The following is a 24,726-nucleotide window of genomic DNA, read 5'->3' on the forward strand; positions in this document are numbered from 1 at the left end:
CAAACCACTCATTTCAGAGACATTACATGCACAATACCGACGATTTCGAAGAATTTGATGGCGATCTGCCCAAGAGCAAGACGCAGCTGAAGAATGAAATGCAGCAGTTGCAGGATCTCGGCAAGCAGCTGACGGAGCTCACCGCGTCCAAGCTGGCCGAAGTGCCGATGGACCCAGAGCTCGAGGAAGCCATCGCCACCTTCCACCGCATCAAGTCCCGCGAGGCCAAGCGCCGCCAGATGCAATTCATCGGCAAACTGATGCGCGATGCGGATGTGGAGGCAATCGAGGCGGTGTTGAACAGCCACAAGGAGCGGGACCTGCAGCGTCTGCGTTTCGATCGTTTGGCGGAAGACTGGCGGGATCGCTTGCTGGACCAGGGCAACGATGCCCTGAGTATGTTTTTCAACGAGCACCCAAGCGCAGACCACCAGCAGCTGCGCAACCTGTTGCGCGAAGCCGGTAAGGAACGAGCCAACAACAAGCCACCGACCAACCAGCGCAAACTGTTTCGCTATCTGCGGGACTTTTTTGTACAGGAAAGCTGATTGCTGTTTTTGCTAACCCCGCTCGCGAACACCTCCGCCAGCTCTGCAACCACGATATCGATCACTGCCGGGTTCTGCGGCACCCAGCGGTGCAGGCTTACAGGCACCTGGTATGTCTTACCCAAGGGCAGACGGGAGCTGGACTGGGGCAGGATGGTGGCATCGTAAGGCGTCCAGATTGAAACCGGCGCGGCGTCTTCCAGCATTGCCGCGTCCCGGTTCAGATTGTCCAGAAACTCACTGCCGATACGCAGCTGCCGCCCGCCTTTATAGGGCAGCAGATGCGCCCACAAGCTGCCGAAATGCGGGCTGGAGAGGGCAATAAATTTGTGCACATTTGCAGCGCCTCCCAGTCGCTGCAAATAGTAGCGCGCCACAATACCGCCCATACTGAATCCCACCAAAGCACAGGTCTCGCCCTCGCTGGTAACCTCATCCACCAGCTCGCGCAACTGCAGGGCCATCGGCTCCATCCCGTACCAACCGCTATTGGCCCTCAGCTTGATCGTGTGTGCACTGAACCCCGCGTGTCCCAGGGCTCTCTGCATTCTGAGCATCGACTTGCCCCGGTCGAAAATCCCGGGAATCAGTATGGCGACCCGGCCTTTTGGCATATTCGCATCATCCGCACATCGGGCATTTAACTTTCGGCTACTCCCTAAGCTTAGAGAGTCACCGCGACTTGCGGAAAACAAATCGGGCCCGGGGATGTAATCCGCGGGCCCGAAAAATCCAGGTCCAATAACCTGATTCCAAGTGCGCCGGTGGCGTTATCAGCTAGTACAAGCCTCGACTTCCGGCACGAGCTTTTCCACCCGGGCTTTCTCCACCGGTTTCGGCAGCGGTTTGATCAGCACCAGCAACAGCGGCAACAGGGTCAGGGAACCCAGCAGCGCGGCGGACATGGCGAGCGCGGTCAGCAGGCCGAAATAGATCGACGGCACAAACTTGGACAGGGCCAGAATCGAGAAGCCGGCGATGATGGTGATCGCGGTGTAGAACATGGCGCGGCCGATGGTGGCGTGACTGCGGTGCATGGTCGCCACGTAATCACCGTCCTTTTCAAACTCCTCGCGGAAGCGATACAGATAGTGAATCGCGTGATCCACACCGATACCCACGGTAATCGCCGCAATGGTGATGGTCATCATGTCCAGCGGAACATTCGCCAGCCCCATACCGCCCAACACCACACAGGCCGCCAGCATGTTCGGGATCAACGCAATGATCGACAGCCACAGGGAGCGGAACAGCACCAAGAACATCAGCAGAATGCCCGCAAATACCGCACCCAGGGTCAGGATCTGCGACTTGAACAGACTCTGCAGCATGTTGTTATACAGCACCAGCATCCCGGTCTGGCGCACATTCTCCGGCGCCATTCCCAGTTCGTTCTCCGCGAAGTTGTAGATACGCTGGATCAACTCTTCACGGCGCAGATTCGGGTCGGTCTCCATCACCCGCATGCTGATACGTGCCTGCTGATCTTTCGGCGACCAGTAGGGGTGCACCAATACCTGATTGATTTCCTCCGGCAGGCTCTGGCGGGCTACCGCCAGTTCAAAATCGTTGAGGCCACCATCGTTCAGGTCCTTCGCCACCTTGTACAGGGTGGCAAGGGACTGCACCTTGCCGATTTCCGGCTGGGCTTCGAGGAAATCGTGAAACTTCTCAATCTGGTTCAGGCCGGCCACAGTGAACCAGTAGGCTTCCGGAGCTTCGCTGGCGGATGCACCGGTTGCGAAAGGATCGTCAGCAGCAAACGGATCTTCTTCGGCATAGTCCTCACCTGAGGTCATCTCATCGCCAATTTCCGCTCCCGCAAATTCTTCCGCGGACGAATCCATCTCCTCATCAGCACCGAAATCGGCGCCAAAGGGATCGTCCTCGCCTTCAAATTCCGGCGCCGCCTGCTGGGGCTTGTTCAGCACCACATCGAGACTGATGGTACCGCCGAGGCGCTGGTCGATGACCAGCATGCCCTGATGGATCTCGGTGGAATCGTCGAAGTAATCGATAAAGCGGTTTTCCACTTTCAGGCGGGTGATGCCCACCACACTGATCACCGCCGCAACCGCAGCGACCCCCAGCACAATGCCCTTGTGGTTTTCGGTAAAGCGCGAAAACACCTGGGTGAACGCGTGGGAGTTGTCTTCGCCCTGACCGCCGTCACGCTTTTTCAGCAGCATCAAGCTGGCGGGCAGGATCAGGAACGACAGTACCAGCGCGAGGGTCACACCGATGGTCATCATCCAGCCAAAGTCGATCACCGGGCGAATGCCGCTGACCACCAGGGAGATGAACGCCACCATGGTGGTGAGACCGGTGTAGAGACAGGGCTTGGCCATAAAGGCCACGGTGGCCGAGGCCAGCTGGAAGCGATCCCATTCCGGGTGCTCGGCAAAATACTCCCGGTAACGCACCGCCAGGTGAATGGTAATGGCCAGGGTAATGATCAGCAGCAGCGCCACGAAGTTGGCGGAGATCACGGTCATGCGCCAGTCGAGCCAGGACAGCAGCCCCAGCATCATCACCGCGGTAGTGACACAGGTGACAAGCGGCAGCAGCACCCAGCGGGGCTGACGGAAGATCAGCAACAGGGTCACCACGATAAATGCCAGAATGCCCGCACCGAACACCGCCAGGTCGCTCTGGATAAACGCGATCATATCCGAGGTGATCATGGTGAGACCGCCGAGGAACAGTTCGGCGTTGCCGTCGTAATGGGAGAGGATTTCCCGCACTTCCTTCACGCGCTCGCGCGCCTTGGTTTCCTCGGCGGTGCGGTGCTGCAGGTATTCGGCAGTTACGGCTTCGAGACGCTGGGTCTGCGCCGCGTCGAGGCCCTCGCTGTTGCGCAGGCGACGCAGGGCATCGCGCTCGCGCACCAGATCCAATCCTTCCTTATCCAGCTCAAGGTTGAGCATCATGGCGGTGGTCTCGCCATCGGGGCTCAGGATCAGGTCTTTGTAGATCGGGCTTTCGAGAAATTCGCGGCGCACCAGGTCCCTTTCCACACCGGGGGAGGACAGGGTGCGAACACCGTCGGCCACTTCGCTGATGGATTGTTTCGGGCTGTACAGCAGCGGTACATTTAGCACCGACTGCACGCCGGAAACACCGTCCACCATCGCCAGCTCGTCCTGCAGACGGCGCATGGTGGCCAGGGATTCGTCGCTGAACAGGTCGCCATTTTTATAGCGGTAGGTGACCACCAGAAAATCGCCGGAGTTGTAGCGCTCGGAAATCTCGCGGAAGAAATCCAGCGAATCGTCGGCTTCCAGGGTCAGGGAGTCCGCAGAGGCATCCAGTTTGAACCGCGGCAGGCCCGCGGCGGCGGCGACGGTGAGCAGAGCCACCAGCGCCAGCACGGTTTTCGGATTTCCGAGAACCAGTTTTTCGTACCAGGTCTTCAAGCCCAACAGCATAATCAGTTCGCTTTTTCTAATACAAAAGGTGCACCAAGGGGTGCGGAATATTGCGTAAAATCCGCGATCACTTGTCCACGTGACCGAGATCGCGTTCAGGGAAAAGTACGTCCCGCACTTTCTGTTTCAGTTCTTTCGGCCCGGGAAAGCCGCCATCGCGCTTGCGTTCCCAGATCACCCGGTCGCCAACGCTAATCTCGAATACGCCGCCACTGCCCGGCTTCAGGGCCACCTGTTCCAGGTCATCCGCGAAGGTATACAGCAGCTCCTGTGCCATCCAGGTGGCGCGCAGCATCCAGTTGCACTGCACGCAGTAGTGAATGGTGACGGTGTTTTGCATAACTCCGAATCTCAGCCCTGCCCCCAGGGAGGCAGTAATTTCTGTTCTATATCCAGCTGGCTCAGTATCCGCGCCACCACAAAGTCCACCAGATCTTCCACCGATTGCGGTTTCTGGTAGAACCCGGGGCTCGCCGGCAGGATCACCGCCCCCATACGGGTGAGCTTGAGCATGTTTTCCAGGTGGATTTCCGAATACGGGGCCTCGCGGGGCACCAGAATCAGTTTGCGGCGCTCTTTCAGGGCCACATCCGCCGCCCGCTCGATCAGGTTGTTGGAGGCACCGCAGGCAATGGCCGACAGGGTGCCACCGCTCGCCGGGCATATCACCAGGCTGCTGGAAGCTCCTGTACCGGATGCCACCGGCGAGAACCAGTCGCGCTTGCCGAACAGGGTCAGCTGGCCGACTTCCGCACCGTAAAGCTCGCGCAGGAAAGACTCGGTGTGCTCCTCTGCTTCCGGCAGCGTCACCGCGGTCTCGGTGTTGATCACGATACGCGCGGCATCGGACAGCAACAGCCACACGCGCACCCGCGCCGCCAGCAGGCACTGCAGCAACCGCAGGGCGTACTGGGCGCCGGACGCGCCGGTGATGGCAAGGGTGACGGTTTTGGGGAAAGTCGGCTCGGCCAATGGGGTATCCGTTGCGCCCCCAAAAGCGGGGCTATCTACTGTTTTTTCTGCGGCGCGTATTTGTGCTCGAGAGCACTCAGCAACCGCTGGTGTACACCGCCGAAACCACCGTTGCTCATCACGATAACGTGACTACCGGGGCCGGATAGTTCAAGAACCGATTCTACCGCAGCGTCAATGCTGTGGAGAACCTTCGCCGGCACAGTGGAATGGTGAACCACCTCATCCAGAGACCAGTTCATCCCCTCCGGCTGGTACCACAGCACCAGGTCCGCCCCGGCACAGGCACGCGCCAGCTGCTCGCGGTGGTGGCCCATGCGCATGGTGTTTGAACGGGGTTCAATCAGGGCAATCACCCGATCCGTCCCCACCTTGGCGCGCAAACCGTTCAGAGTGGTCTCAATGGCGGTGGGGTGGTGGGCGAAGTCGTCATAGATGCGGATGCCCTGGATATCGCCCAGGCACTCCATCCGGCGCTTGACCCCCTCAAACGTGGCGAGCGCTTCCGCCACAGTAGCGGGCTCCACGCCCACGTGGCGCGCGGCCGCCATGACCGCGAGACCATTTTTCACGCTGTGCAGGCCGGTCTGCTGCCACTGCACCGTGGCCACCGGTTTGCCCTCCAGCAGCACATCAAAACGACTGCCATCGGCGGCAATATTCACCGCGCACCAGTCCCCCTGGCGCACACCGTCGCCGTGCTCAATATCGAAACGCTGCACCTGGCTCCAGCAGCCCTTGTCCAGCACCTGGGTCACCGCATCTTCCTGCGCCGCTACCACCAGGCCGCCGGCGGGCACCGTACGCACCAGGTGATGGAACTGTTTCTGGATTGCCGCCAGGTCATCGAAGATGTCCGCGTGGTCAAATTCCAGATTGTTGATGATCAGCGTGCGCGGGCGATAGTGGACAAATTTTGAGCGCTTGTCAAAGAAGGCCGTGTCGTATTCATCCGCCTCCACCACAAAGAACGGTGTGCCACCGAGGCGCGCGGATACCTCGAAATTGCGCGGTACACCGCCAATCAGGAAGCCGGGGTCCATACCCGCGTAATCCAGCACCCAGGCCAGCATGCTCGCGGTAGTGGTCTTGCCGTGGGTTCCAGACACCGCCAGTACCCAGCGCCCGCCGAGGAAGTGATCGCACAGCCACTGGGCACCGGAGGTATAGGGCAGACCCTTCTCCAGCACCGCCTCCACCGCGGGGTTTCCCCGCGACAAGGCATTGCCGATGATCACCAGATCCGGCGCCGGTTCCAGCTGCGCGGGGTCGTAACCCTCGGTCAGGGCGATACCGGCGCGTTCCAGCTGAGTGCTCATCGGCGGGTAGACGTTGGCATCGGAGCCGGTGACCTTGTGACCCTCGGCCACAGCGAGCTGGGCCAGGCTGCCCATAAAAGTGCCACAGATGCCTAGAATATGAATATGCATGCCAGTTTGTTCACTCTAATTCGGTGCCGATCCAATGTTGAAGGGGACGCCTGCTGAGACTGCCAATTCACGCAATCATTCCCTAACGCACCGGGTTTTGCCGGTACAACGCGCACCCCGGCGCGCTTTTTGCTTACGTCTTTGGCAGTGACAGGAACTGCCGGCAGCATGGAGAAATTTGACGACGCGCTAGCTTATCACGGCAATTTGCGGCAGTAAGTGTCGAAGTTCCGCAACTCCATGCAATTGCCATTTGAATACATTAGACTTCGCGCCGCGCGAGGCTGCCGCCAGAAGCTGCCCGCCTACAGCACGCACTAGCGTGACCTTAAGACGAGAAACTGCAGCCATAGGATAGTCATGTCGAAGAAGAATGCCTTTTACGCGCAATCCGGCGGAGTAACCGCCGTTATCAACGCCTCCGCCTGCGGGGTTATCGAGACCGCCCGCCAACACGGCGACAAGATCGGTAATATCTACGCCGGCCTGAATGGCATTGTCGGCGCCCTGAGAGAGGAGCTGATCGACGTGGGCCAGGAGAGCGACGACGCCATCGCTGCGCTGCGCTACACCCCCTCCGGCGCATTTGGCTCCTGCCGCTACAAACTGAAAAGCCTCGAGCAGAACCGCGCCGAATACGAGCGCCTGATCGAAGTGTTCAAGGCCCACGATATCGGCTACTTCTTCTATAACGGTGGCGGTGACTCTGCAGACACCTGCCTCAAGATCTCCCAGCTGTCGGAAAAGATGGGTTACCCCATCCAGGCCATCCACATTCCCAAGACCGTGGATAACGACCTGCCGTTTACCGACAACTGCCCGGGGTTCGGCTCCGTGGCCAAGTATGTCGCGGTCTCCACCAAGGAAGCGGCGCTGGACGTGGCCTCCATGTGCGCCACCTCCACCAAGGTGTTCATCCTCGAAGTGATGGGCCGCCACGCAGGCTGGATTGCCGCCGCTGGCGCCCTGGCCCAGGAGCAGGAAGGCGATGCGCCGCACATCATCCTGCTGCCGGAAGTGGCATTCGACAAAGAAAAGTTCCTGGCCAAGGTACAGCAGACCGTCGCTGAAAAGGGCTACTGCGTGATCGTCGCCTCCGAAGGCGCACAGTACGAAGACGGCACCTTCCTCGCCGACGCCGGCAGTGTGGATGCCTTCGGCCACAAGCAACTGGGCGGCGTGGCCCCGACCCTGGCCAAGATGGTGAAGGACGAACTGGGCCTCAAGTACCACTGGGCGCTGGCCGACTACCTGCAACGCGCCGCCCGCCACATCGCCTCCGCCACCGACGTGGAACAGGCCTACGCTGTGGGCAAGGCCGCGGTGGAAGCCGCGGTTGCCGGCAAGAATGCGATCATGCCCACCATCGAGCGCAATGGCACCTGCACCGCCGACTACAGCTGGAGCATCGGCGAGGCACCGCTGTCTGAAGTGGCCAACGTCGAGAAGTTCATGCCCGAGGAATACATTTCCGAAGACGGTTTCGGCATTAGCCCGGCTGGCCGCGCCTATCTCGAACCGCTGATCCTGGGTGAAGACTATCCGCCCTACAAAAACGGTATCCCGCAGTACGCGCGCCTGAAGAAAGTGCTGGTAGCGAAGAAACTGGCGGAAGGTTTCGACGTTTAACGCCGAAACGTCTCCCCAAGAAAAAGCCCCCGTCTTGTACAAGACGGGGGCTTTTTTATTGGTTTACCAATCGGCTAACCGCTAATTAAACATTCAATAGCAGATGCTGCCGTTCCCAGGGTGAAATCTCGCGGTGGAACAGCCGCATCTCCTCGCTTTTCACCGCCGCATAAAGCTGGCAGAAGCCCTCCCCCAGCGCCCGATGAATTTCTTCCGCGTCGTCAAAGATACGCAGCGCCTCATCGAACGTAAGGGGAATGTAGGAGCGCGCTTCCTGCTCTTCGTCCAGTTCCGATTCCGCCGGTGCATCCGGCTCGATGCGGTTCACCATGCCTAGATATCCACAGATCAGGCTCGCGGCAATGGCCAGGTAAGGGTTGGCATCCACACCGATCACGCGGTTTTCCAGGCGGCGGTCCTGGGCGCCGGAATTGGGTACCCGCAGGCCGGTAGCGCGGTTGTCGTAACCCCAGCCGGTATTGGTCGGCGCACTGGAATTCGCCTCGGATTCAAAACGCCGGTAGGAATTCACATTCGGTGCGATGAACGGCATCACTTCGCGCAAATGTTTTTGGGTACCGCCGATAAAGTAGCGGAACAGGTCGGTGGCATTGCCGTCGTCATCGGAAAAAATATTTTTGCCGCTTTGCATATCCACCACACTCTGGTGCACATGCATGGCGCTGCCGGGCTGGTCGCGCATGGGTTTTGCCATAAAGGTGGCGAACATATTGTTTTTGAGCGCCGCCTCTTTGATGATGCGCTTGAAATAAAATACCTGGTCCGCGAGCCACAATGGATCTCCGTGGGTCAGGTTGAATTCCACCTGCCCAGCGCCATCTTCCTGGATCACCGAGTCGATATGCAGGCCCGCCGCCTCGGCGTATTCGTAAATGGTGTCGATCACCGGGCCGTATTCGTCGATGGCGGTCATCGAATAGGACTGCAGCGAGGTACCGGAGCGGCCACTGCGTCCCACCGGCGGCTCGATCGGCTCGTTGGGGTCGATATTCGGCTTGGTCAGATAGAATTCCAGCTCCGGTGCCACTATCGGCTGCCAGCCTTTTTCCGCATACATGGCGATCACGCGCTTCAGCACATTGCGCGGCGCACAGGCGATGGGATTGCCGTTGAGATCCTGCAGGTCGTGAATAATCTGCAGCGCCGGCTGCTTCGCCCACGGCACCGCCATCGCCGTGGACATATCCGGCACCAGCGCCATATCACTCTCGGCCCACTGGTTTTCGATATCCATTTCCACGTCCTGACCGGTAATGGTCTGGTAAAAAATGGAGATGGGCAGGAATACCGGACTATCGGGGGAAAACTTGCTGAGCGGCATGGCCTTGCCGCGGGACATGCCGTTCAGGTCGGGAACAATACATTCCACTTCGTCCAGTCGGCGGCCGTTCAGGTAGGCGTGAAAGGCGGCCGGCAGCGCGTCAAACCAGGAATGATTGCAGGACTGACTCATGAAGACTCCGCGATGTGGGTGATTGATCCCGCATTGTAACGGAAATCGCTCTGCTCGCTGCCAGCCCACAAAACAAACCGGTGTTGTTAATTCACAAAGTTTGCATTCGCCTCATCTCTACTCGCCTTCCCGCTCGATATCGCAACAGTGGCTTGCCGGTGGTTCGTCGGCACTGCTGAGGATCGACTCGGTAACAGAATTGGGACGAAAAGTAGTACAGCCCTTGAGTCCCAGTGTGAAGGCTTGGCGATAGAGGGATTCAAACTCTGCGAACGGGTAATCCACCGGTACATTCACGGTTTTGGAGATGGCGTTGTCGACATAGGGCTGCAGCGCCGCCTGCATGCGCAGGTGTGCCAGTGGTGAAAGCTGGCGCGCGGAAACGAATTCCCCCGGTAAGCGTTCGGGGTCACCACCGCGTTCGCACCAGAGTTTCCACACCGGGTCATCGATGTCGAACTCGCGGTAGCTGCCCTGCCCGGTGAGCACCCGGCGCCGGTGATGGAAATCGAATACAGGTTCGATACCACTGGAAACCCCGTTCGCCAATAGACTGATGGTGCCAGTGGGCGCAATCGCGATCAGGTGGCTGTTGCGAAGGCCCTTGTCGGCAATACCCTTGCGCAGTTTTTCCGGCAGCGCACACGCATCGGCACCGGCGAGGTACTTGTCGCGCTCAAAAAATGGAAATGGCCCCTTTTCCACCGCCAGCGCAATCGACGCGCGCCAGGCACTGTCGCGCACGGTTTCCATTACCCGCACGGCGAGTGCACGGCCCTCTTCGCTGTCGTAGTGCAGCCCCAGTGCAATCAACGCATCCGCCAAACCGGTGATGCCAATACCGATACGGCGACTGCCGTGCGCCTGTTTTTTCTGCGATGGCAACGGGTAATGGGACAGGTCGATGACATTGTCCAGCATCCGCACCCCCACCGCTGCGCACTCATCAATCCCCGACCAGTCCAGATCTGCACGTGCCGAAAACGGAGCCTGCACAAAACGCATCAGGTTTACCGAACCCAGATTGCAGGCGCCGTAGGGTGGCAGTGGAATCTCGCCACAGGGATTGGTCGCGCAGATCTGCTCGCGATAGTAGAGATTGTTGCGGGTATTGATACGGTCGATGAACAGCACACCCGGCTCCGCACAATCGTATGTGGCGCGCATGATTTTCTGCCACAGATCGCGCGCGCGAATACGCTTCAGTACCCGGCACGGCAAAGGCTTGCTGCCACCGCTCCAGATGCGCGATATTTGCTCCTGCCCCTCTCCCTCCAGCATCTGCTCGGGAAACACCAGCGTCCATTCGCGATCGCCATCCACCGCTGCCATGAATTCATCGCTGACCAGCACCGACAGGTTGAAATGACGCAACTCGCGCGGATCGCGTTTGGCTTCCACAAAGCGTTCGATATCCGGGTGGTCGCAGCGCAGCGTGGCCATCATCGCACCGCGCCGGCTGCCGGTGGACAGCAGCGTCGCGCAGGTGGCATCCCAGATGCGCATGAACGAGACCGGCCCCGAGGCAATGGTGCCGGTGTGGTGGGCGCGACTGCCGGCCGGGCGCAGGGTGGAAAAATCACAGCCGATGCCCCCACCCTGCTGCATGGTCAGTGCCGACTCCTTGAGGCGCTCGAAGATCGCCTCCATGGAATCCTCAATGGTGCCCATCACAAAACAGTTGAACAGGGTTACCCGATGCTCGGTACCGGCACCGGCGAGAATGCGCCCGCCGGGTAAAAAGCGGAAGTCCTCCAGATTGCGGAAAAAGCGCAGTGCCCAGTGCCCGCGCTGTCGATCGACTTTCGTCAGCGCCCGCGCCAGACGACGCCAGGTATCTTCCAGGGTGGAATCGCACACCTGATCGCCGTTGCGGTAGCGATACTTGGTGTCCCAGATAAAGCGGGAAATCTCAGCGTCGAAGTACTCCACGTTACACGCTCAACTGCGTGGCCGGACCGCCGCTGTGCAGCCGGCGGATCGCCTCCGCCAGCAGCGGCGCACAATCCACCACCTGCAGCCGCGCACCCGCCGGTTGCGGCAGCGAATTGGTGACCGCCAGTGCCTCCAGTGGCAGTTGTGCCAGATCGACCAGGGCATTGCCGCAGAACTGCCCGTGGCTCGCCAGCGCGAATATCCGCGCAGCGCCGCCCCGCTGCACCGCTTGCGTAGCCCGCGTTATGGTGCCGCCACCGGCAATCAGGTCGTCCACAATCACTACGCTGGCGCCACGCACATCGCCCACCAGCACACCGCCGGACAACTCGCCTGCGCTGCGGTATTTCTCCACAAACGCCCGCCCCACTGCACAACCCAGGCGTTCGCCAAGGGCCTGGCGAAAGGCCTCTGCGCGCTTGACGCCGCCAACATCCGGCGACGCCACCACCAGCGGATTGCCATCCCCCTGCAGCCGCTCGACAACAAAGTCCACAAACAGCGGTTGCGCCGGCAGGTGCAGGGTGCGGATGCGAAAGGCGTTCTCAAACGCCGCCAGGTTGTGCACATCCAGGGTCACCACACAGTCGGTGCCCAGTGACTCGAACAGGGATGCCAGATAGCGACTGGAGAGCGGGTCGTGCAGCTTGGTGCGCCGGTCCTTGCGCGCATAACACAGGTAGGGAATCACCGCGGTCACGCGGGCGGCGCCGGCATCCTTAAGGGCACCGACCAAAAACAGCAGCCGCACCAGTTTGTCATCGACGCTGCTGGCGGGATCGGTGAAGAGGGACTGCACCAGATAGACATCGGCACCCTCCACGTCGTCCAGCGGACGCAGCTTGTGCTCGCCATCGACGAAATCCCGCTCCTCGTGCGCGGCCAGCGGTACACCAAGAGCGGTGGCGACGCGCCGCGCGAAATCCGCACCGGTATCGAGGCTGAACAGTTTCAGCGGGCGCATGGGTCAGTCATCCCGCAGGGTTTGCTGAAACCAGTCGATGGCGAGCGCAACCACCGATTCCAGGGTACCCGGCTCCTCGAACAGGTGGGTGGCCCCCGGCACGATCCGCAGTTCGGGACCACAGCGCATATTCGCCGCCGCCGCGCGGTTGAGCTCGATTACCTGGTAATCCTCGCCGCCGACAATCATCAGCGTGGCCGCCTCGACCCGCGGCAGTGCGTCACCCGCCAGGTCCGGGCGCCCGCCCCGCGACACCACCGCGTCTACGCACTCTGGCCGCGCGGCCGCCGCCATCAGTGCCGCGGCCGCCCCGGTGCTGGAGCCAAACAGCCCCAGGTGCAGGCGCTGGGTATCCGGCTGCGCCTTCACCCAGTCCAGCGCATCCACCAGGCGCCGCGCCAACAGGTCGATATCGAAGCGGTATTCCCGGGTGAACTCGTCGATACGGTGTTCATCTGCAGTCAATAGATCGAACAGCAGTGTACCGATACCAGCCGCATTTAATTCCCCTGCGACCATGGTGTTGCGCGGACTGAAACGACTGCTGCCACTGCCGTGCGCGAACAGCACCAGCGACTGGCCGCCCGCCGGCAGCGCCAGAAAGCCCTCAAGTGGCCCGGCACCGGTTTCAATCTGCACCTCGCGACGGGTAACCGCTTCATTCATGGCTGTTCACCCCGCAGGTCGTCCGCTTCCCGCATCATCGCGATGACCTGCTCATCGCTGAGCTGGGTGAAGTCCCGGTACCAGGCGCCGATAGCCCAGAACGACATCGGCTTGAGCGGGCAGACAAAGCGATCCGCCAGGGGGGCAAAGCGCTCGATGGTCGCGGGCGGCGCCACCGGTACCGCGATCACCAGTTCCGACGGTCGCTGCTCGCGCACGGCGCGCGCGGCCACCGCCATGGTGGCACCGGTGGCAATACCGTCGTCCACCAGAATGACGCAGCGGTTTGCGAGCTGCGGCCAGGGCCGGTCACCGCGGTAGCGCCGGGCGCGGCGCTCCAGCTCCGCCTCCTCGGCGCGGGTCTCCCGCTCCAGGTCATACTCGCTGATACCACAATTGAGGATGACGTCCTCATTCAGCACCCGCGCGCCACTGGCAATCGCCCCCATGGCCAGCTCTTCATGACCGGGCACCCCCAGTTTCCGCACCAGCATCAGGTCCATCGGTGCGTGCAGTCGGCGCGCCACCTCGAGCGCCACCGGCACACCACCCCGGGGCAGCGCCAGCACGATGACATCGTCGCGGCCGCGGTAGTCGCTGAGCAGCTCAGCCAGCTGACGTCCCGCCACCACGCGGTTTTGAAACGGCTCCATAACAATCCTGCCCGGTAGAAATTGGCGAACGAGTAATACAACTAGACTAGCAAACAGGACCGAATTGCCGATTCAAACCATGCGCACAGCCGACGCCGAACTTCCCGGTCTGGAGGAGAAGACCCGCTTCCTGCTCTCTGCGGACAGTTACCCGGAGGGGACAGGGTCCGTGTGCCTGATGGAAACCCATATGGCGCGGCTGTTTCTGACCGACAACCTCGTCTACAAGATGAAAAAACCGGTGCGTTTCAACTACCTGGATTTCAGCAGCCTGGACAAGCGCTACGGGGTCTGCAGCGAGGAATTGCGCCTGAACCGGCGGCTTACGGATGGGGTTTACCTGGACGTGGTGCCACTGCGGCTGACGGCCGCCGGCACCCTCTCACTGGGCCAGTCCGGCACACCGGTGGAGTGGCTGGTGAAAATGCGTCGCCTGCGGGAGGAAGACTGCCTGGCGCAACAAATAGACCGCGCCAGCGCGCATTCACTGGCACCACTGTTGCAGCGCTTGCAGGATTTCTATCGAGCTGCGGCACCGCTGCCACTGAGCGCCGTTCAATACCTGGCGCGCTTGCAGCAGCGCATTGAAACCGTACGTTCTGGGCTGCGCACGCCGGCACTGGCTCTGGATGGCGTGGAGATCGACGGGCTCGCCGCCAGGCTGGTCGCTTTCACCCGATCTCACAGCGCCTTGGTCGGCAAGCGCGCCGAGAACGGGCATATCGTCGAGGGGCACGGCGACCTGCGCCCGGAGCACTGTTTTCTTACCGAGCCGCCGCAAATCATCGACTGCCTGGAGTTCAACCGCGATCTGCGCTGCGTGGATCCGCTGGATGAGCTCTGCTACCTGGCACTTGAATGCGAGTTGCTGGGGCGTCCGGACCTGTGTGCATTGATTGTGGGGCGTTACTCCGAAGATGGCGCGCCGGATCCGTCACTGGTGCACTTCTACCAGTGTTACCGCGCCTTTTTGCGCGCGCAGCTGGCGGCGGCACACTTGCTGGACGAGGAGGTGCCGAACCCGGACAAGTGGCGGCACAAAACCCGGATGTATCTCGATGCCGCGGCGCGCTGCCTGCCCGCAAGATGAACCTGCAAAAAATGGAGGCGTGAGCCTTGAAGATCACACTGTTCAGCACGCTGGGTTGCGAGCAAAAGACGTTTGATGCAGTCAATCTCGATCACGGGCATCAGCTCACCTATCGCAGTGATCGGCTGGGTCCCGATAACGTGCATCTCGGTAAAGGCAGTGACGGGGTTTGCGTTACCGTAAATGACCAGGTCGACAGCGACACCATCGCGACACTTAAAGCCAACGGCTGCAAGGTCATCGTTACCCGTTCCATCGGCTACAACCAGATTGATCTCGACGCAGCGGCACAGGCCGGTATCCCGGTGGCGCGGGTACCACACTATTCACCCCACTCGGTTTCGGAGTTTACCGTGGGGCTGATCCTGTCGTTGACGCGAAAAATTCACCGCGCCTTCCTGCGCAGCCGCGAGTTCAATTTCAGTATCGACGGCTTAACCGGCACACAGCTTTCGGACAAAACCGTGGGAATCCTCGGCGCCGGCCAGATCGGGGGTCTGGTGATCAAAGCACTGAGCGGTTTCGGCTGCCGCCTCCTCTACCACGATCTGCAGCGACACCCGGAACTCGACAACCTTGCCACCCATTGCACAATTTCCGAGCTTGCCCGCGAAGCCGATATCCTGGTGCTCAACCTGCCGCTGACACCGGAAACCCACCACATCCTCAACGCGACCACGGTGCCGCAACTTAAACCCGGGGCGCTGATCATCAACACCGGGCGCGGCGGACTGATCGATACCCGCGCGCTGGTCGAAGGGCTGAAATCAGGGCATCTCGGCGGGGCGGCCATCGATGTATACGAGGACGAGGCCAACCTATTCTACAACGACCGCTCCACCGATGTACTGCAGGACGACACCTTCTGCCGCCTGCTCACCTTCCCGAATGTGATCGTCACCTCGCACATGGCGTTTCTCACTGATCACGCACTCTCGGATATCGCAACGACCGCACTGCAGGCGTTTAGCGAATTTGAACAGGGCAAGCCGCTCACCACCCGTATCGAGGTATCAGCGGGCTGATAGAGACCGGCATAGCATTTCAATCGATGTTTTCCGGCAGCCTTTCCAGCCGGCGTGCAGTCACCAGCGCCGTGGCGAGGACGTCGTTCGCTGTATCCGGATCGATGGTGCCGGCAAAGGTGTTTTCCCGCTGTACTGCGAATACGGTGCGCACCGCACCCGCATCTTCGCTGTCGCGGTGATAGTTCAGAATGGGGTCACAGAAATAGGCGTTACAGGTGTCCGAGCGCATGTCCCGCGGCAGGCTGCATCCGGTTGCGGTCTGGTTGATACAGGAACCCTCGATGGTCTCCGCCGCCACACAGGACAGATAGCGGGCGACGATATCGTCTCCACCCAGTTCCGGATTCGCGTCCAGCATTCTGCGCAGAATCAGTGGCGACAGGTAGGCGTGATCCCCACCGGATGAACAGCAGGCACCGCGGCACATGGCGCACAGCTGGTTGCTCACCGCCTGCAGCTCGGGCGTGCGCTGAAAACGGTCGCTATTCCGCTCGAAGTCTTTCTCATAGTGGAGGTTCCGATCTTCGGCAATAGCGGACGTCGAAATGCATTCTTCCGCTGCCGCCAGCATTTCCTGCAGGTGGGTGCGGTAATTGTCGATACGCTGCGGGGGTACCGGCGCAACGTGCGTGCGCCCGGCGGGAATGACCATCAGCTGGACATCACCCTCGGCGAGCGCCGGCCTGTGTTCCAGCACAGTATCCAGGAGCTGCTGGTTTTGCCGTTCCTCCTCCGCCACCCGCGCACTGATTCTTCGCTCGCGATCCTGCTGTATGCTCTTTAGTTCGCGAAACTGTGTCCGCAAAAATTCCAGCTGAGCGCGAAACAGGTTGGCCGGCAGGGAGCGTCTCTGCTCGACAAAGCGATTGCAGTCAAACGATCGACACAGCGGAAATTCCGCAGTTGCCGCCTCTCGCTGCTGCAGTGCCGGAACCGGTTCACCGCAAACGCAGCAAAGCAATTTCACGCTGCCCGGGGCAGTAACATCCACCATACGTAAAACTCCATTTTTACGATCTATGTGTTTTTACTCGCGATACAAACTCCCGGTATCGCCGTTGTTTTTAATCGGCAAGCCACTTGTACATCACCAGTGCATCCACCAGCCCGCGCGCGGGATGATCAAACGCGCGCGGCAGCCGACCGACAATATCAAACCCGAGTTTTTGCCACAGGCGCACTGCGCCTTCGTTGGAGGAAGCCACAAAATTGAACTGCATGGCCTTGTAGCCGAGCGCTTTCGCCTGCTGCTGCGAGTGTTCGCACATCGCCGAAGCGACACCGCGACCGCGGGCGGCGGACGACACCATATAGCCGCAATTGCCCACGTGGGCGCCGGGGCCAGCCTGGTTGGTTTTCAGGTAATAGGTACCGAGAATTTCGCCATCGGCTTCGCATACGAACGTCTCGCGCGGTGCCTCCATCCACAGGCGAAACGCCTGCTCGCGATCGGTGTTGCGATCGTAGGCATAGGTCTCGCCGGCACTCACCACCTCGTGAAAAATCGGCCAGATCGCCGCGAAGTCATCGGCGCTCGCTGGGCGTATTTGCAAGTCGCCATTTTTTGCACTCATCCCTGTTTTTACGCTCATGCCTGTGTCCCGTTTACTCGCGCATTCAATACGTCCGCCACGATCTCGAACGATTTCAGGCGCGCGGCGTGATCGTAAATGGCACCGGTCACGATCAGTTCATCCACCCGGGTACGCGCGACAAAGCGGTCGATCCACTCGGCAACCTGGTCCCCGGTTCCCACCGCGGATTCCACCAGCGCCTGCGCTACCTGCGCGCGCTCCACCGGCGAGGAGATAATCGCGGGGTCGTCTACAGGCGGCTTGAGGCGGCCGGGAGTGCCGCGGCGCAGGGCCACAAACTGCTGTTCGATGGAAGTCATCAGCCTGCGCGCCTCGACCTCGGTGTCCGCGGCAAAGGCATTGATCGCCGCGGCTGCGTAGGGTGCCGCGAGGTATTCGGAGGGCTGGAATTTGCTGCGATACAGGTGCAGCGCCTGATCCAGCATGGCCGGCGCAAAATGCGAGGCAAAGGCAAATGGCAGACCCAGTGCCGCCGCTAGCTGCGCGGAATATAGGCTGGAGCCCAGCAGCCATACCGGCACCTGCAAGCCCACACCCGGCACCGCGCGCACCCGCTGTCCGGGTTTTTCCGGGGCGAAGTAATGTAGCAGCTCCTGCACATCTTCGGCGAAGTGATCCGCCGCGTGCATCGGGTCCCGGCGCAGCGCAGTCATGGTGGCGCCGTCGGTACCCGGTGCACGCCCGAGTCCCAGATCCACGCGATCCGGATACAACGCTGCCAGGGTGCCGAACTGTTCCGCCACAACCAGCGGTGCGTGGTTTGGCAGCATCACACCGCCGGCGGCGATGCGGATCTTGCGGGTACCGGCGGCGATATGCCCCAGGGCCACCGCGGTCGCGGCGCTGGCGACGCCGGTCATATTGTGGTGTTCCGCCATCCAGAAGCGCTTGTAACCGAGATTTTCCGCATGCTGCGCCAGGTCCAGCGAATCCATCAGCGCCTGACGGGCATCGCCGCTTTCGGTTATGAGAGAGAGGTCCAGCAGGGAAAATGCGCGCACGGTGACTCCTTGGGTACACAAATTTCGGACGTCAAAATTGTGCCAATCCTAGCGCAGCGGGCGCGGATTACCTAAGAGCGGGTAAAGACGCGGTAACGGGGAAACGTGAGGAACGTGAGGAACGTGGAACAGGGAGAGTAGAGGGGAAGAGACAAACGCTCCGGGTGAATCCCGGAGCGTTCTGTGCGATCGCAGTCGGACTCAGGAATCCAGTGCCGCGCGCACGAAGTCGGTCAGCGCCTGGTCCTGGCTGTTTTCAAAGAAGCAGGCCTGGAAGCGCTCGCCGCCCACTGCGGTTTTCACCAGCTCCGGATCGATGGCCTTGAGGCCGTCCAGATAGGACTTGGCTGTGGCTTCCTTGATGTGATTCAGGATGCCGGCGTTTGCCACCTGCGACTCGCGACGCTCAGCCGGGTAACCCTGTCCTTTCTCACCGGTAAAAGCCTTCTCGAACATGTAGCGGATGTTCAGCTCCGCGCCCCAGCCGAAGCCCTTGGCGAAGGGAATGGACAGCGCATTGCCGTTGTTGATCTGCGCAAACAGGTAGGCATCCGCCGGGTCGATGCAGTAGCCACAGGCTACGCCCGGGTAGGCGTTCAGGGACATCAGTGCGCCCTGGCCGGTACCACAGCCGCTCACCACGAAGTCCACGGCCTTGGAGTTCAGCAGCAGGCTGCCCATGATGCCCAGGTGGATGTAGGTGAGGCGGTGATCGTTGTCATCGCTCATGCCGGTGTTGTATACGGTGTGGCCCAGCGCGCCGGCCACGTCCTGCAGTTCTTTCAGCACGATGGCGTTTTTGGACGCCTGGCTGAATTCGTTCATCAGTGCGATTTTCATGAATTGGTCCCCCGTTGGCCCGGTACTCAGGGCCGCATATTCGGTGTGGTTAGAAATTGTTCCGGCGATTATAGGTGTTTGGCCAATTATTTAAAGTGGTCAGGCAGGAGTTGAGCACTCCGCCGTTTCCCGCTCCGCCAACGATCTGCTAGTATCGCGCCCGTAAAACCTAAGGGGTGGCTAACGCCTGAGATGCCGCTGGATCCGCGTGATCCCAACGGGCAAACCCTTGAACCTGATCCGGTTAATACCGGCGTAGGAATAGGTACCCAGTGTGGGTTCTCACACTCCCCCCTTTTCACGTCGCGCACCGGGTCTCTTTCCAATCGGATGAAGAGAGAGAGCCATGAAGTCACACCCCAGAGTAAGTACCCTCGCCCGCTGTGTCGGCCTAATCGCCAGTGCCGGCGCCGCCATCGCTGTGGCGGAACCCGCCACACTGGAAGAAGTAACGGTTACCAGCCAGCTGCGCGAGCACTCCCAGCTCGATGCCCCCACCAGCGTGAGCGTGCTGAACAGCGCGGCCATCGAGGCCCGCGGCGCCACCAATCTGGAACAGCTGCTGAATCTGGCGCCGAATGTGAGCTTCGCCAGTGGTGCCTCCCGCGGTCGCTTTGTACAGATCCGCGGTATCGGCGAGCGCAGCCAGTTTATCGACCCGGTGAATCCCTCCGTGGGCCTGATTGTCGACGGCATCGACTTCACCGGCCTGGGCCTCGCTGCCAGCACGCTGGACATGCAACAGGTGGAAATCCTGCGCGGCCCCCAGGGCACTGTGTACGGCGCCAATGCGCTGGCGGGTCTGGTCAGCATGACCAGCAACGCCCCGGCAAACGAAACCTTCGCCAGGGTCGCTGCGGAGGCCGCCCAGTACGGCTCTCACACCCTGTCCGCGGTCACCAGCGGTCCACTGTCGGAGCAACTGGGTTACCGTTTCGCCGTGCAGAACCAGCAATCCGACGGCTATGTGCACAACCGTTTTCTTAACCGCGACGACACCAACAACCTCGACGAAACCGTGGCCCGCGGCAAACTCCGCTATCAGGCGCGCGACGACCTGCAGCTGGATTTCACCCTGTTTTATCTGGATGCGGATAACGGTTACGACGCCTTCACCCTGGACAACTCCCGCAACACCCTGTCCGACCAGCCCGGCTGGGACCGTCAGCAAACGCTTGCGGGCGCGGTGAGCGGCCTGTGGACCGGCAACAGCCTGTTCACCCTCAAGTCCGTCCTGAGTGCCGCCAGTTCCGACACCGAATACGGTTACGACGAGGACTGGACCTATGTCGGCTTCCACCCCTGGGAATACAGTTCCACCGACGACTACCTGCGCGACCGCGACAACCTGAGCACGGACCTGCGTCTGGTTTCCACCGAAGCGAGCAGCCTGTTTGGCGACAGCACCGGCTGGGTCGTCGGCGTTTACCTGCGCAGCGAACAAGAGGCGCTCGCGCGCAATGCAAGCTTCACCAGCCAGTTCGACACCGACAACGCCGCGCTTTACGGCCAGTTGAATACCGCCCTTGGCGATCGCCTGGAACTGATCAGCGGCCTGCGCCTGGAACAGCGCCGCGCGGATTACCAGGACTCACTCGCCGTAGCCGACAGCACCGATGAAAACCTGTGGGGTGGCAATATCACCCTGCAATTTACCGCTGCCAACAACACTCTGGTGTATGGCACCGTGTCCCGCGGCTACAAGGCCGGCGGCGTGAACGGACGTATCATTTCCGCGTCCGCCAGCAACCCCGCCATCGGCAGTGACACCTTCCTGTTCGACACCGAACACATGCTCAACTACGAGCTGGGGATTAAAGGTGAGTGGTTCGAAAATCGCCTGCAGGCACAGCTCGCCGCGTTTTATCAGGACCGCAGCGACGTGCAGGCCAAGCAGTCCATTTTCGATCCGGAAGATTTTTCCTTCGACGACTACCTCACCAACGCCGCCGGCGGCCGCACTACCGGTGTGGAAGCAGAACTGAACTTCCAGGCCAGCGATGCCCTGCGCCTGTTCGCCAGTGTGGGCTGGCTGAATGCGGAGTTTGAGGATTTCGTCAGCAGCGCCCACGTCGATGCGCGCGACGACTATACCGGTGAGGTCACCCCCATCAGCCTGGATGGCCGCGACCTCGCCCACGCGCCCAACTACCAGTTCTTCACCGGCGCAGAGTTCGCGCTGACCCAGAATCTGGTGGCGCGTCTGGAGCTGGAAGGCAAAGACGATTTCTACTTTTCCAACAGTCACAACGAGAAGTCCACCGCTTTTGAGCTGGTCAACGCGCGCCTCACCTATCGCGGCGACAACTGGGATGTGTCCCTGTGGGGCAGAAACCTCACCAACGAGATTTACTACACTCGCGGTTTCTACTTCAGCAACCAGTTCGGCAACAATCCCGCCAACGGCTATGCACCGGAGGCCTATTACCAGCTGGGTGAACCCCGGGTTGCCGGGGTATCTGGTAGCTATACCTTTTAACGCGGTACTTTTTTTACCAGGGTTTAACCAGAGGTTTTGATATGAAGCTCTCCGTAGAGATCAGCATGTACCCACTGAAGAACGAGTACATTCCGGCGATCAAGGACTTTATCCAGCGCCTGAATCGGCACCCGGGTTTGCAGGTCATCACCAACACCATGAGTACCCAGGTATTCGGTGACTATGACGAGGTGATGGACACACTGAGAGCGGAGATGCGCACAAGCCACGAACAGTTCGGGCGCGCGATATTCGTGTGCAAATTTATCGACGGCGACCCGAGCCCTGCCGCCGATGTTTAGTCCGGAAATCCGCGAAGCTCTTGCAAGTGCCTACGCGGCCATGACCCTGTGGGAAGTGGCCGCGGTGGTGCTGGCGCTCGCCTACCTGCTGCTGGCGATGCGCGAGAGTATCCTGTGCTGGTACGCGGCGTTTGCCAGCACCGCAATTTACCTGTTCCTGTTCTGGGACGTGAGCCTGGTGATGGAGTCCGCGCTGCAGATTTTTTATCTGGCGATCGCGGTGTACGGCTGGTGGCAGTGGCGCGCTCGCAAAGGTGATGGCGAAACACTGCACATCCACCGCTGGTCCAGTACCACTCACCTCTGCGCAGTTGTCGCTGTCGGTGTACTTACCCTGGTGTTCGGTTACGTACTGGATAATTACACCAGTGCCGCCCTGCCCTATCTGGACTCGTTCACCACCTGGGGCGCCGTGGTGACCACCTACATGGTCACCCGCAAGGTACTGGAAAACTGGCTCTACTGGATCGTGATCGACGGCGCCGCGATTTATCTGTACCTGGACCGCGGGCTGTACCTCACGGCTCTGCTGTTTGTGCTCTACGTGATTCTGGTGGTGATCGGCTTTTTCCAGTGGTACACCCTGTACCGGCAACAGCAGGTTGAACCGGGGCAAGCGGTCGCCATATGAGTGCGGCGGCGGAAAATCTTCTCGCCAGCGAGTGGCGGCGATGGAGCGACAGCCTGCCGCAGCTGATCCGGCCGCTCGCCGGCGGGCTGACCAACCGCAGTTTTCTGATCAAAACAAACGAGCAGTTACAGGTATTACGACTCAACGCGCGCAATAGCGACTCGCTGAATCTCGACCGCCATGCCGAGACCGAAGCACTACAGCTCGCCGCCAGCGCCGACCTCAGTCCGCCGCTGATCTACCGCGATCCAGCAGATCGCTATCAGGTAACCGGGTATATCGACGGCACCGCACTGGACATCCGCGACCAAAATGCCCTGACACACGCAGCGCAACTGTTGCGCGGGATCCACACCCTGCCCGGAATTTCCGCCGGGCTGGATATCAATAAAAAGATTGCGTTATACCTTGCGGCAAGCGACGGGACGTCACAATTCCATCGGCAGTTGCACGCACTGCAGCCGCAGATTGCGCCCCATATCACCACCACCACCAGACTGCACAAAGGCCCCCTCAACCTGTGCCACAACGATCTGCTGGCGACCAACATTCTCCGCCGTGAAGATGGTCGACTGGTAGCCATCGATTGGGAGTATGCCGCCAGCGGCGATCCATTTTTCGATCTGGCGGTGTTCGTGGAAGGAAATGGACTGGCGCACAACGGGCGTGAAACCCTGCTGCAGGAATATCTACAGCATCCGCCAGCCCAGTGCGACAGGCGCAGACTGTTCCATTGGCGGGTGATCTACAGGTATCTGGAAGTGCTCTGGTACACGGTGCAATTCACCAGCGGCAAACAGAGTCGCGCGGAAGATGCTGTACATATTCGAGCCTGCATTTGCCGGCTCGAGGATCTGGCATCGACGCCCGTAGATTAACGCCCGACGCTGTCAAATTTCGCCGCGACAGGCGTTAAGGAAAATTCCGCGATAATCGTCGGCGCCAAACGGCAGTGGATTGCTCGGTGCCGACGGATCGGCGGCCGCCATCTGCGCGATCCGGTCCGCGTCCTCGTCGCCGATGCCAATCTCCGCCAGCGTGTGCGGGATAGCGAAATCCCGGCGCAGGAACAGCACCCACTCCAGTACCCCGCAAAAACCCGCTGTGGGTAAAGCCAGGTAGCGGGACAGTCGGCTCATGGGTTCTTCTATAGCAGTGCGGTTCGCGACCAATACGTAGGGCATCAGGATCGCGTTCAGCAGGCCGTGATGCTTGTCGTATAGCGCACCGAGCGGATGGGCCAGCGCGTGCATGGCACCGAGTCCACGCTGAAAGGCGGTGGCGCCCATGCTGGAGGCCACCAGCATCTGCATGCGCGCCTCCAGGTCATTGCCATCGGCGACGGCCCGCGGCAGATACACACTGATCAGGCGCATGGCTTCCAGCGCAATCCCCTCCGCCATCGGATGGAAGTTGGGGGCACAGAAGGCTTCGAGGTTGTGGGACAGTGCATCCATGCCGGTGGCGGCCGTGATCGGTGCCGGCAACCCCAGGGTGAGAGTGGGATCAAGCAGTACAATTTCCGGCAGCATGCGCGGGTGAAAAATGATTTTTTTCAGTCTGGCATTTTCATCGGTAATCACGGATGAACGCCCGACCTCCGAGCCGGTACCCGCGGTGGTGGGAATCGCGATCACCGGCATCATGCCGTGGGTATTTACCCTGAGATAGTTATCGCCGACATCTTCAAAGTCCCAGATCGGATGGGTCTGCCCCACCATAAGAGCAATCGCCTTGCCCGCATCCAGCGCGGAACCGCCGCCCAGTGCAATGACCCCATCGCAGCCGTGGGCCCTGAACGCGGCCACACCGGCACTCACATTGGCACCGGTGGGATTGCCCTTGATCTCACTGAATACCGCGAGTGGCAAACCGGCCACCAGCGAGTTTTCCACAATCGACTGCACCATCGGCAGGGACACCAGACCGGGATCGGTCACCAGCAGCGGCGTCGCCATGCCCAGTTCCCGACACAACTGCGGCAATTCGGAAATCCGCCCGGCACCTACGCGCATCGCCGTGGGGTAATTCCAGTTGGTGAAAAAGGATTTGTCCGTCATG

At 60.6% G+C, this 24,726-nt stretch carries 23 protein-coding genes and 1 riboswitch; of the genes, 8 read left to right on the forward strand and 15 right to left on the reverse strand.

All coding sequences use genetic code 11. The features are described 5' to 3' along the window. Nucleotides 1–26: 26 nt before the first annotated feature. The gene (gene yjgA, locus R5R33_RS04950; protein ID WP_318954936.1) at nt 27–548 is read left to right on the forward strand and encodes a ribosome biogenesis factor YjgA; all 522 of its coding nucleotides are present in this window, start codon (nt 27–29) and stop codon (nt 546–548) included. Here yjgA and R5R33_RS04955 read toward each other — a convergent pair. The 5 genes from R5R33_RS04955 to mpl all read right to left on the reverse strand — a co-directional run bounded on the left by R5R33_RS04955 (nt 515) and on the right by mpl (nt 6,378). Next, nucleotides 515–1,162 (reverse strand): lipase family alpha/beta hydrolase, encoded by a 648-nt coding sequence (locus tag R5R33_RS04955; RefSeq protein ID WP_404810385.1) that lies wholly within the window; start codon nt 1,160–1,162, stop codon nt 515–517. The two genes, yjgA and R5R33_RS04955, sit on opposite strands and share 34 nt — an antisense overlap. Before the next feature lie 159 nt (nt 1,163–1,321). Further along, a complete protein-coding gene (locus R5R33_RS04960; RefSeq protein WP_318954938.1) occupies nt 1,322–3,976 on the reverse strand; it encodes an efflux RND transporter permease subunit in 2,655 nt (884 codons plus the stop codon). Between the two features lie 67 nt (nt 3,977–4,043). Further along, nucleotides 4,044–4,316 carry a SelT/SelW/SelH family protein gene (locus tag R5R33_RS04965; protein ID WP_318954939.1) on the reverse strand — a complete coding sequence of 91 codons (273 nt, stop codon included), beginning with the start codon at nt 4,314–4,316 and terminating at the stop codon, nt 4,044–4,046. A gap of 11 nt (nt 4,317–4,327) precedes the next feature. Further along, nucleotides 4,328–4,948 (reverse strand): flavin prenyltransferase UbiX, encoded by a 621-nt coding sequence (locus R5R33_RS04970; protein WP_318954940.1) that lies wholly within the window; start codon nt 4,946–4,948, stop codon nt 4,328–4,330. A 35-nt stretch (nt 4,949–4,983) separates the two neighbouring features. Next, nucleotides 4,984–6,378 carry a UDP-N-acetylmuramate:L-alanyl-gamma-D-glutamyl-meso-diaminopimelate ligase gene (gene mpl / locus R5R33_RS04975; RefSeq protein ID WP_318954941.1) on the reverse strand — a complete coding sequence of 465 codons (1,395 nt, stop codon included), beginning with the start codon at nt 6,376–6,378 and terminating at the stop codon, nt 4,984–4,986. A gap of 360 nt (nt 6,379–6,738) precedes the next feature. On the opposite strand from mpl, the gene R5R33_RS04980 reads away from it, so the two are divergent. Beyond that, complete coding sequence (locus tag R5R33_RS04980) at nt 6,739–8,007, forward strand: 6-phosphofructokinase (protein WP_318954942.1); 1,269 nt, start codon at nt 6,739–6,741, stop codon at nt 8,005–8,007. An 85-nt stretch (nt 8,008–8,092) separates the two neighbouring features. Here R5R33_RS04980 and R5R33_RS04985 read toward each other — a convergent pair whose 3' ends face one another. From R5R33_RS04985 to R5R33_RS05005, 5 genes are all read right to left on the reverse strand, one after another. Then, nucleotides 8,093–9,481, reverse strand: a complete 1,389-nt coding sequence (locus R5R33_RS04985; protein WP_318954943.1) for a glutamine synthetase family protein — start codon at nt 9,479–9,481, stop codon at nt 8,093–8,095. A 117-nt stretch (nt 9,482–9,598) separates the two neighbouring features. Next, nucleotides 9,599–11,413: an adenosylcobalamin-dependent ribonucleoside-diphosphate reductase gene (locus R5R33_RS04990; protein WP_318954944.1), complete on the reverse strand. Its 1,815-nt coding sequence runs from the start codon at nt 11,411–11,413 to the stop codon at nt 9,599–9,601. Between the two features lies 1 nt (nt 11,414). Further along, complete coding sequence (locus tag R5R33_RS04995) at nt 11,415–12,380, reverse strand: ribose-phosphate diphosphokinase (protein ID WP_318954945.1); 966 nt, start codon at nt 12,378–12,380, stop codon at nt 11,415–11,417. 3 nt (nt 12,381–12,383) lie between these two features. Next, on the reverse strand, nt 12,384–13,046 hold the full coding sequence (locus R5R33_RS05000) for a dienelactone hydrolase family protein (protein WP_318954946.1): 663 nt from the start codon (nt 13,044–13,046) through the stop codon (nt 12,384–12,386). Then, nucleotides 13,043–13,699 carry a phosphoribosyltransferase gene (locus R5R33_RS05005; RefSeq protein ID WP_318954947.1) on the reverse strand — a complete coding sequence of 219 codons (657 nt, stop codon included), beginning with the start codon at nt 13,697–13,699 and terminating at the stop codon, nt 13,043–13,045. Before R5R33_RS05005 ends, R5R33_RS05000 begins: the two co-directional genes overlap by 4 nt. Before the next feature lie 79 nt (nt 13,700–13,778). Between R5R33_RS05005 and R5R33_RS05010 the strand changes: the two genes are divergently transcribed. Both R5R33_RS05010 and R5R33_RS05015 read left to right on the forward strand, forming a co-directional pair. Then, nucleotides 13,779–14,789: a hypothetical protein gene (locus tag R5R33_RS05010; protein ID WP_318954948.1), complete on the forward strand. Its 1,011-nt coding sequence runs from the start codon at nt 13,779–13,781 to the stop codon at nt 14,787–14,789. Between the two features lie 26 nt (nt 14,790–14,815). Next, nucleotides 14,816–15,814 (forward strand): 2-hydroxyacid dehydrogenase, encoded by a 999-nt coding sequence (locus R5R33_RS05015; RefSeq protein WP_318954949.1) that lies wholly within the window; start codon nt 14,816–14,818, stop codon nt 15,812–15,814. Between the two features lie 19 nt (nt 15,815–15,833). Here the strand turns inward: R5R33_RS05015 and R5R33_RS05020 are convergent, their stop codons facing one another. The 4 genes from R5R33_RS05020 to R5R33_RS05035 form a co-directional block, all read right to left on the reverse strand. Beyond that, entirely contained in the window at nt 15,834–16,811 is a 978-nt protein-coding gene (locus R5R33_RS05020; protein WP_318954950.1) for a hypothetical protein, read from the reverse strand. 70 nt (nt 16,812–16,881) lie between these two features. After that, complete coding sequence (locus R5R33_RS05025) at nt 16,882–17,409, reverse strand: GNAT family N-acetyltransferase (RefSeq protein ID WP_318954951.1); 528 nt, start codon at nt 17,407–17,409, stop codon at nt 16,882–16,884. Next, nucleotides 17,406–18,413 carry an LLM class flavin-dependent oxidoreductase gene (locus R5R33_RS05030; protein WP_318954952.1) on the reverse strand — a complete coding sequence of 336 codons (1,008 nt, stop codon included), beginning with the start codon at nt 18,411–18,413 and terminating at the stop codon, nt 17,406–17,408. The genes R5R33_RS05025 and R5R33_RS05030 overlap by 4 nt, the downstream gene beginning before the upstream one ends. 201 nt (nt 18,414–18,614) lie before the next feature. After that, complete coding sequence (locus R5R33_RS05035) at nt 18,615–19,253, reverse strand: RpiB/LacA/LacB family sugar-phosphate isomerase (RefSeq protein ID WP_318954953.1); 639 nt, start codon at nt 19,251–19,253, stop codon at nt 18,615–18,617. A 162-nt stretch (nt 19,254–19,415) separates the two neighbouring features. After that, nucleotides 19,416–19,532, forward strand: a riboswitch (TPP riboswitch). 67 nt (nt 19,533–19,599) lie between these two features. Here R5R33_RS05035 and R5R33_RS05040 point away from each other — a divergent pair. From R5R33_RS05040 to R5R33_RS05055, 4 genes are read left to right on the forward strand one after another with little or no spacing between them, the layout of a single operon-like run. Then, complete coding sequence (locus tag R5R33_RS05040) at nt 19,600–21,732, forward strand: TonB-dependent receptor (RefSeq protein WP_318954954.1); 2,133 nt, start codon at nt 19,600–19,602, stop codon at nt 21,730–21,732. A 41-nt stretch (nt 21,733–21,773) separates the two neighbouring features. Then, nucleotides 21,774–22,034 carry a YkoF family thiamine/hydroxymethylpyrimidine-binding protein gene (locus R5R33_RS05045; protein ID WP_318954955.1) on the forward strand — a complete coding sequence of 87 codons (261 nt, stop codon included), beginning with the start codon at nt 21,774–21,776 and terminating at the stop codon, nt 22,032–22,034. Beyond that, complete coding sequence (gene pnuC, locus R5R33_RS05050; RefSeq protein ID WP_318954956.1) at nt 22,027–22,665, forward strand: nicotinamide riboside transporter PnuC; 639 nt, start codon at nt 22,027–22,029, stop codon at nt 22,663–22,665. Before R5R33_RS05045 ends, pnuC begins: the two co-directional genes overlap by 8 nt. Continuing rightward, nucleotides 22,662–23,543, forward strand: a complete 882-nt coding sequence (locus tag R5R33_RS05055) for a choline/ethanolamine kinase family protein (protein ID WP_318954957.1) — start codon at nt 22,662–22,664, stop codon at nt 23,541–23,543. The genes pnuC and R5R33_RS05055 overlap by 4 nt, the downstream gene beginning before the upstream one ends. Nucleotides 23,544–23,555: 12 nt before the next feature. Here R5R33_RS05055 and R5R33_RS05060 read toward each other — a convergent pair whose 3' ends face one another. After that, the gene (locus tag R5R33_RS05060; RefSeq protein ID WP_318954958.1) at nt 23,556–24,725 is read right to left on the reverse strand and encodes an iron-containing alcohol dehydrogenase; all 1,170 of its coding nucleotides are present in this window, start codon (nt 24,723–24,725) and stop codon (nt 23,556–23,558) included. Between the last annotated feature and the right edge of the window lies 1 nt (nt 24,726).

Source organism: Microbulbifer pacificus (assembly GCF_033723955.1).
GTDB lineage: Bacteria > Pseudomonadota > Gammaproteobacteria > Pseudomonadales > Cellvibrionaceae > Microbulbifer > Microbulbifer pacificus.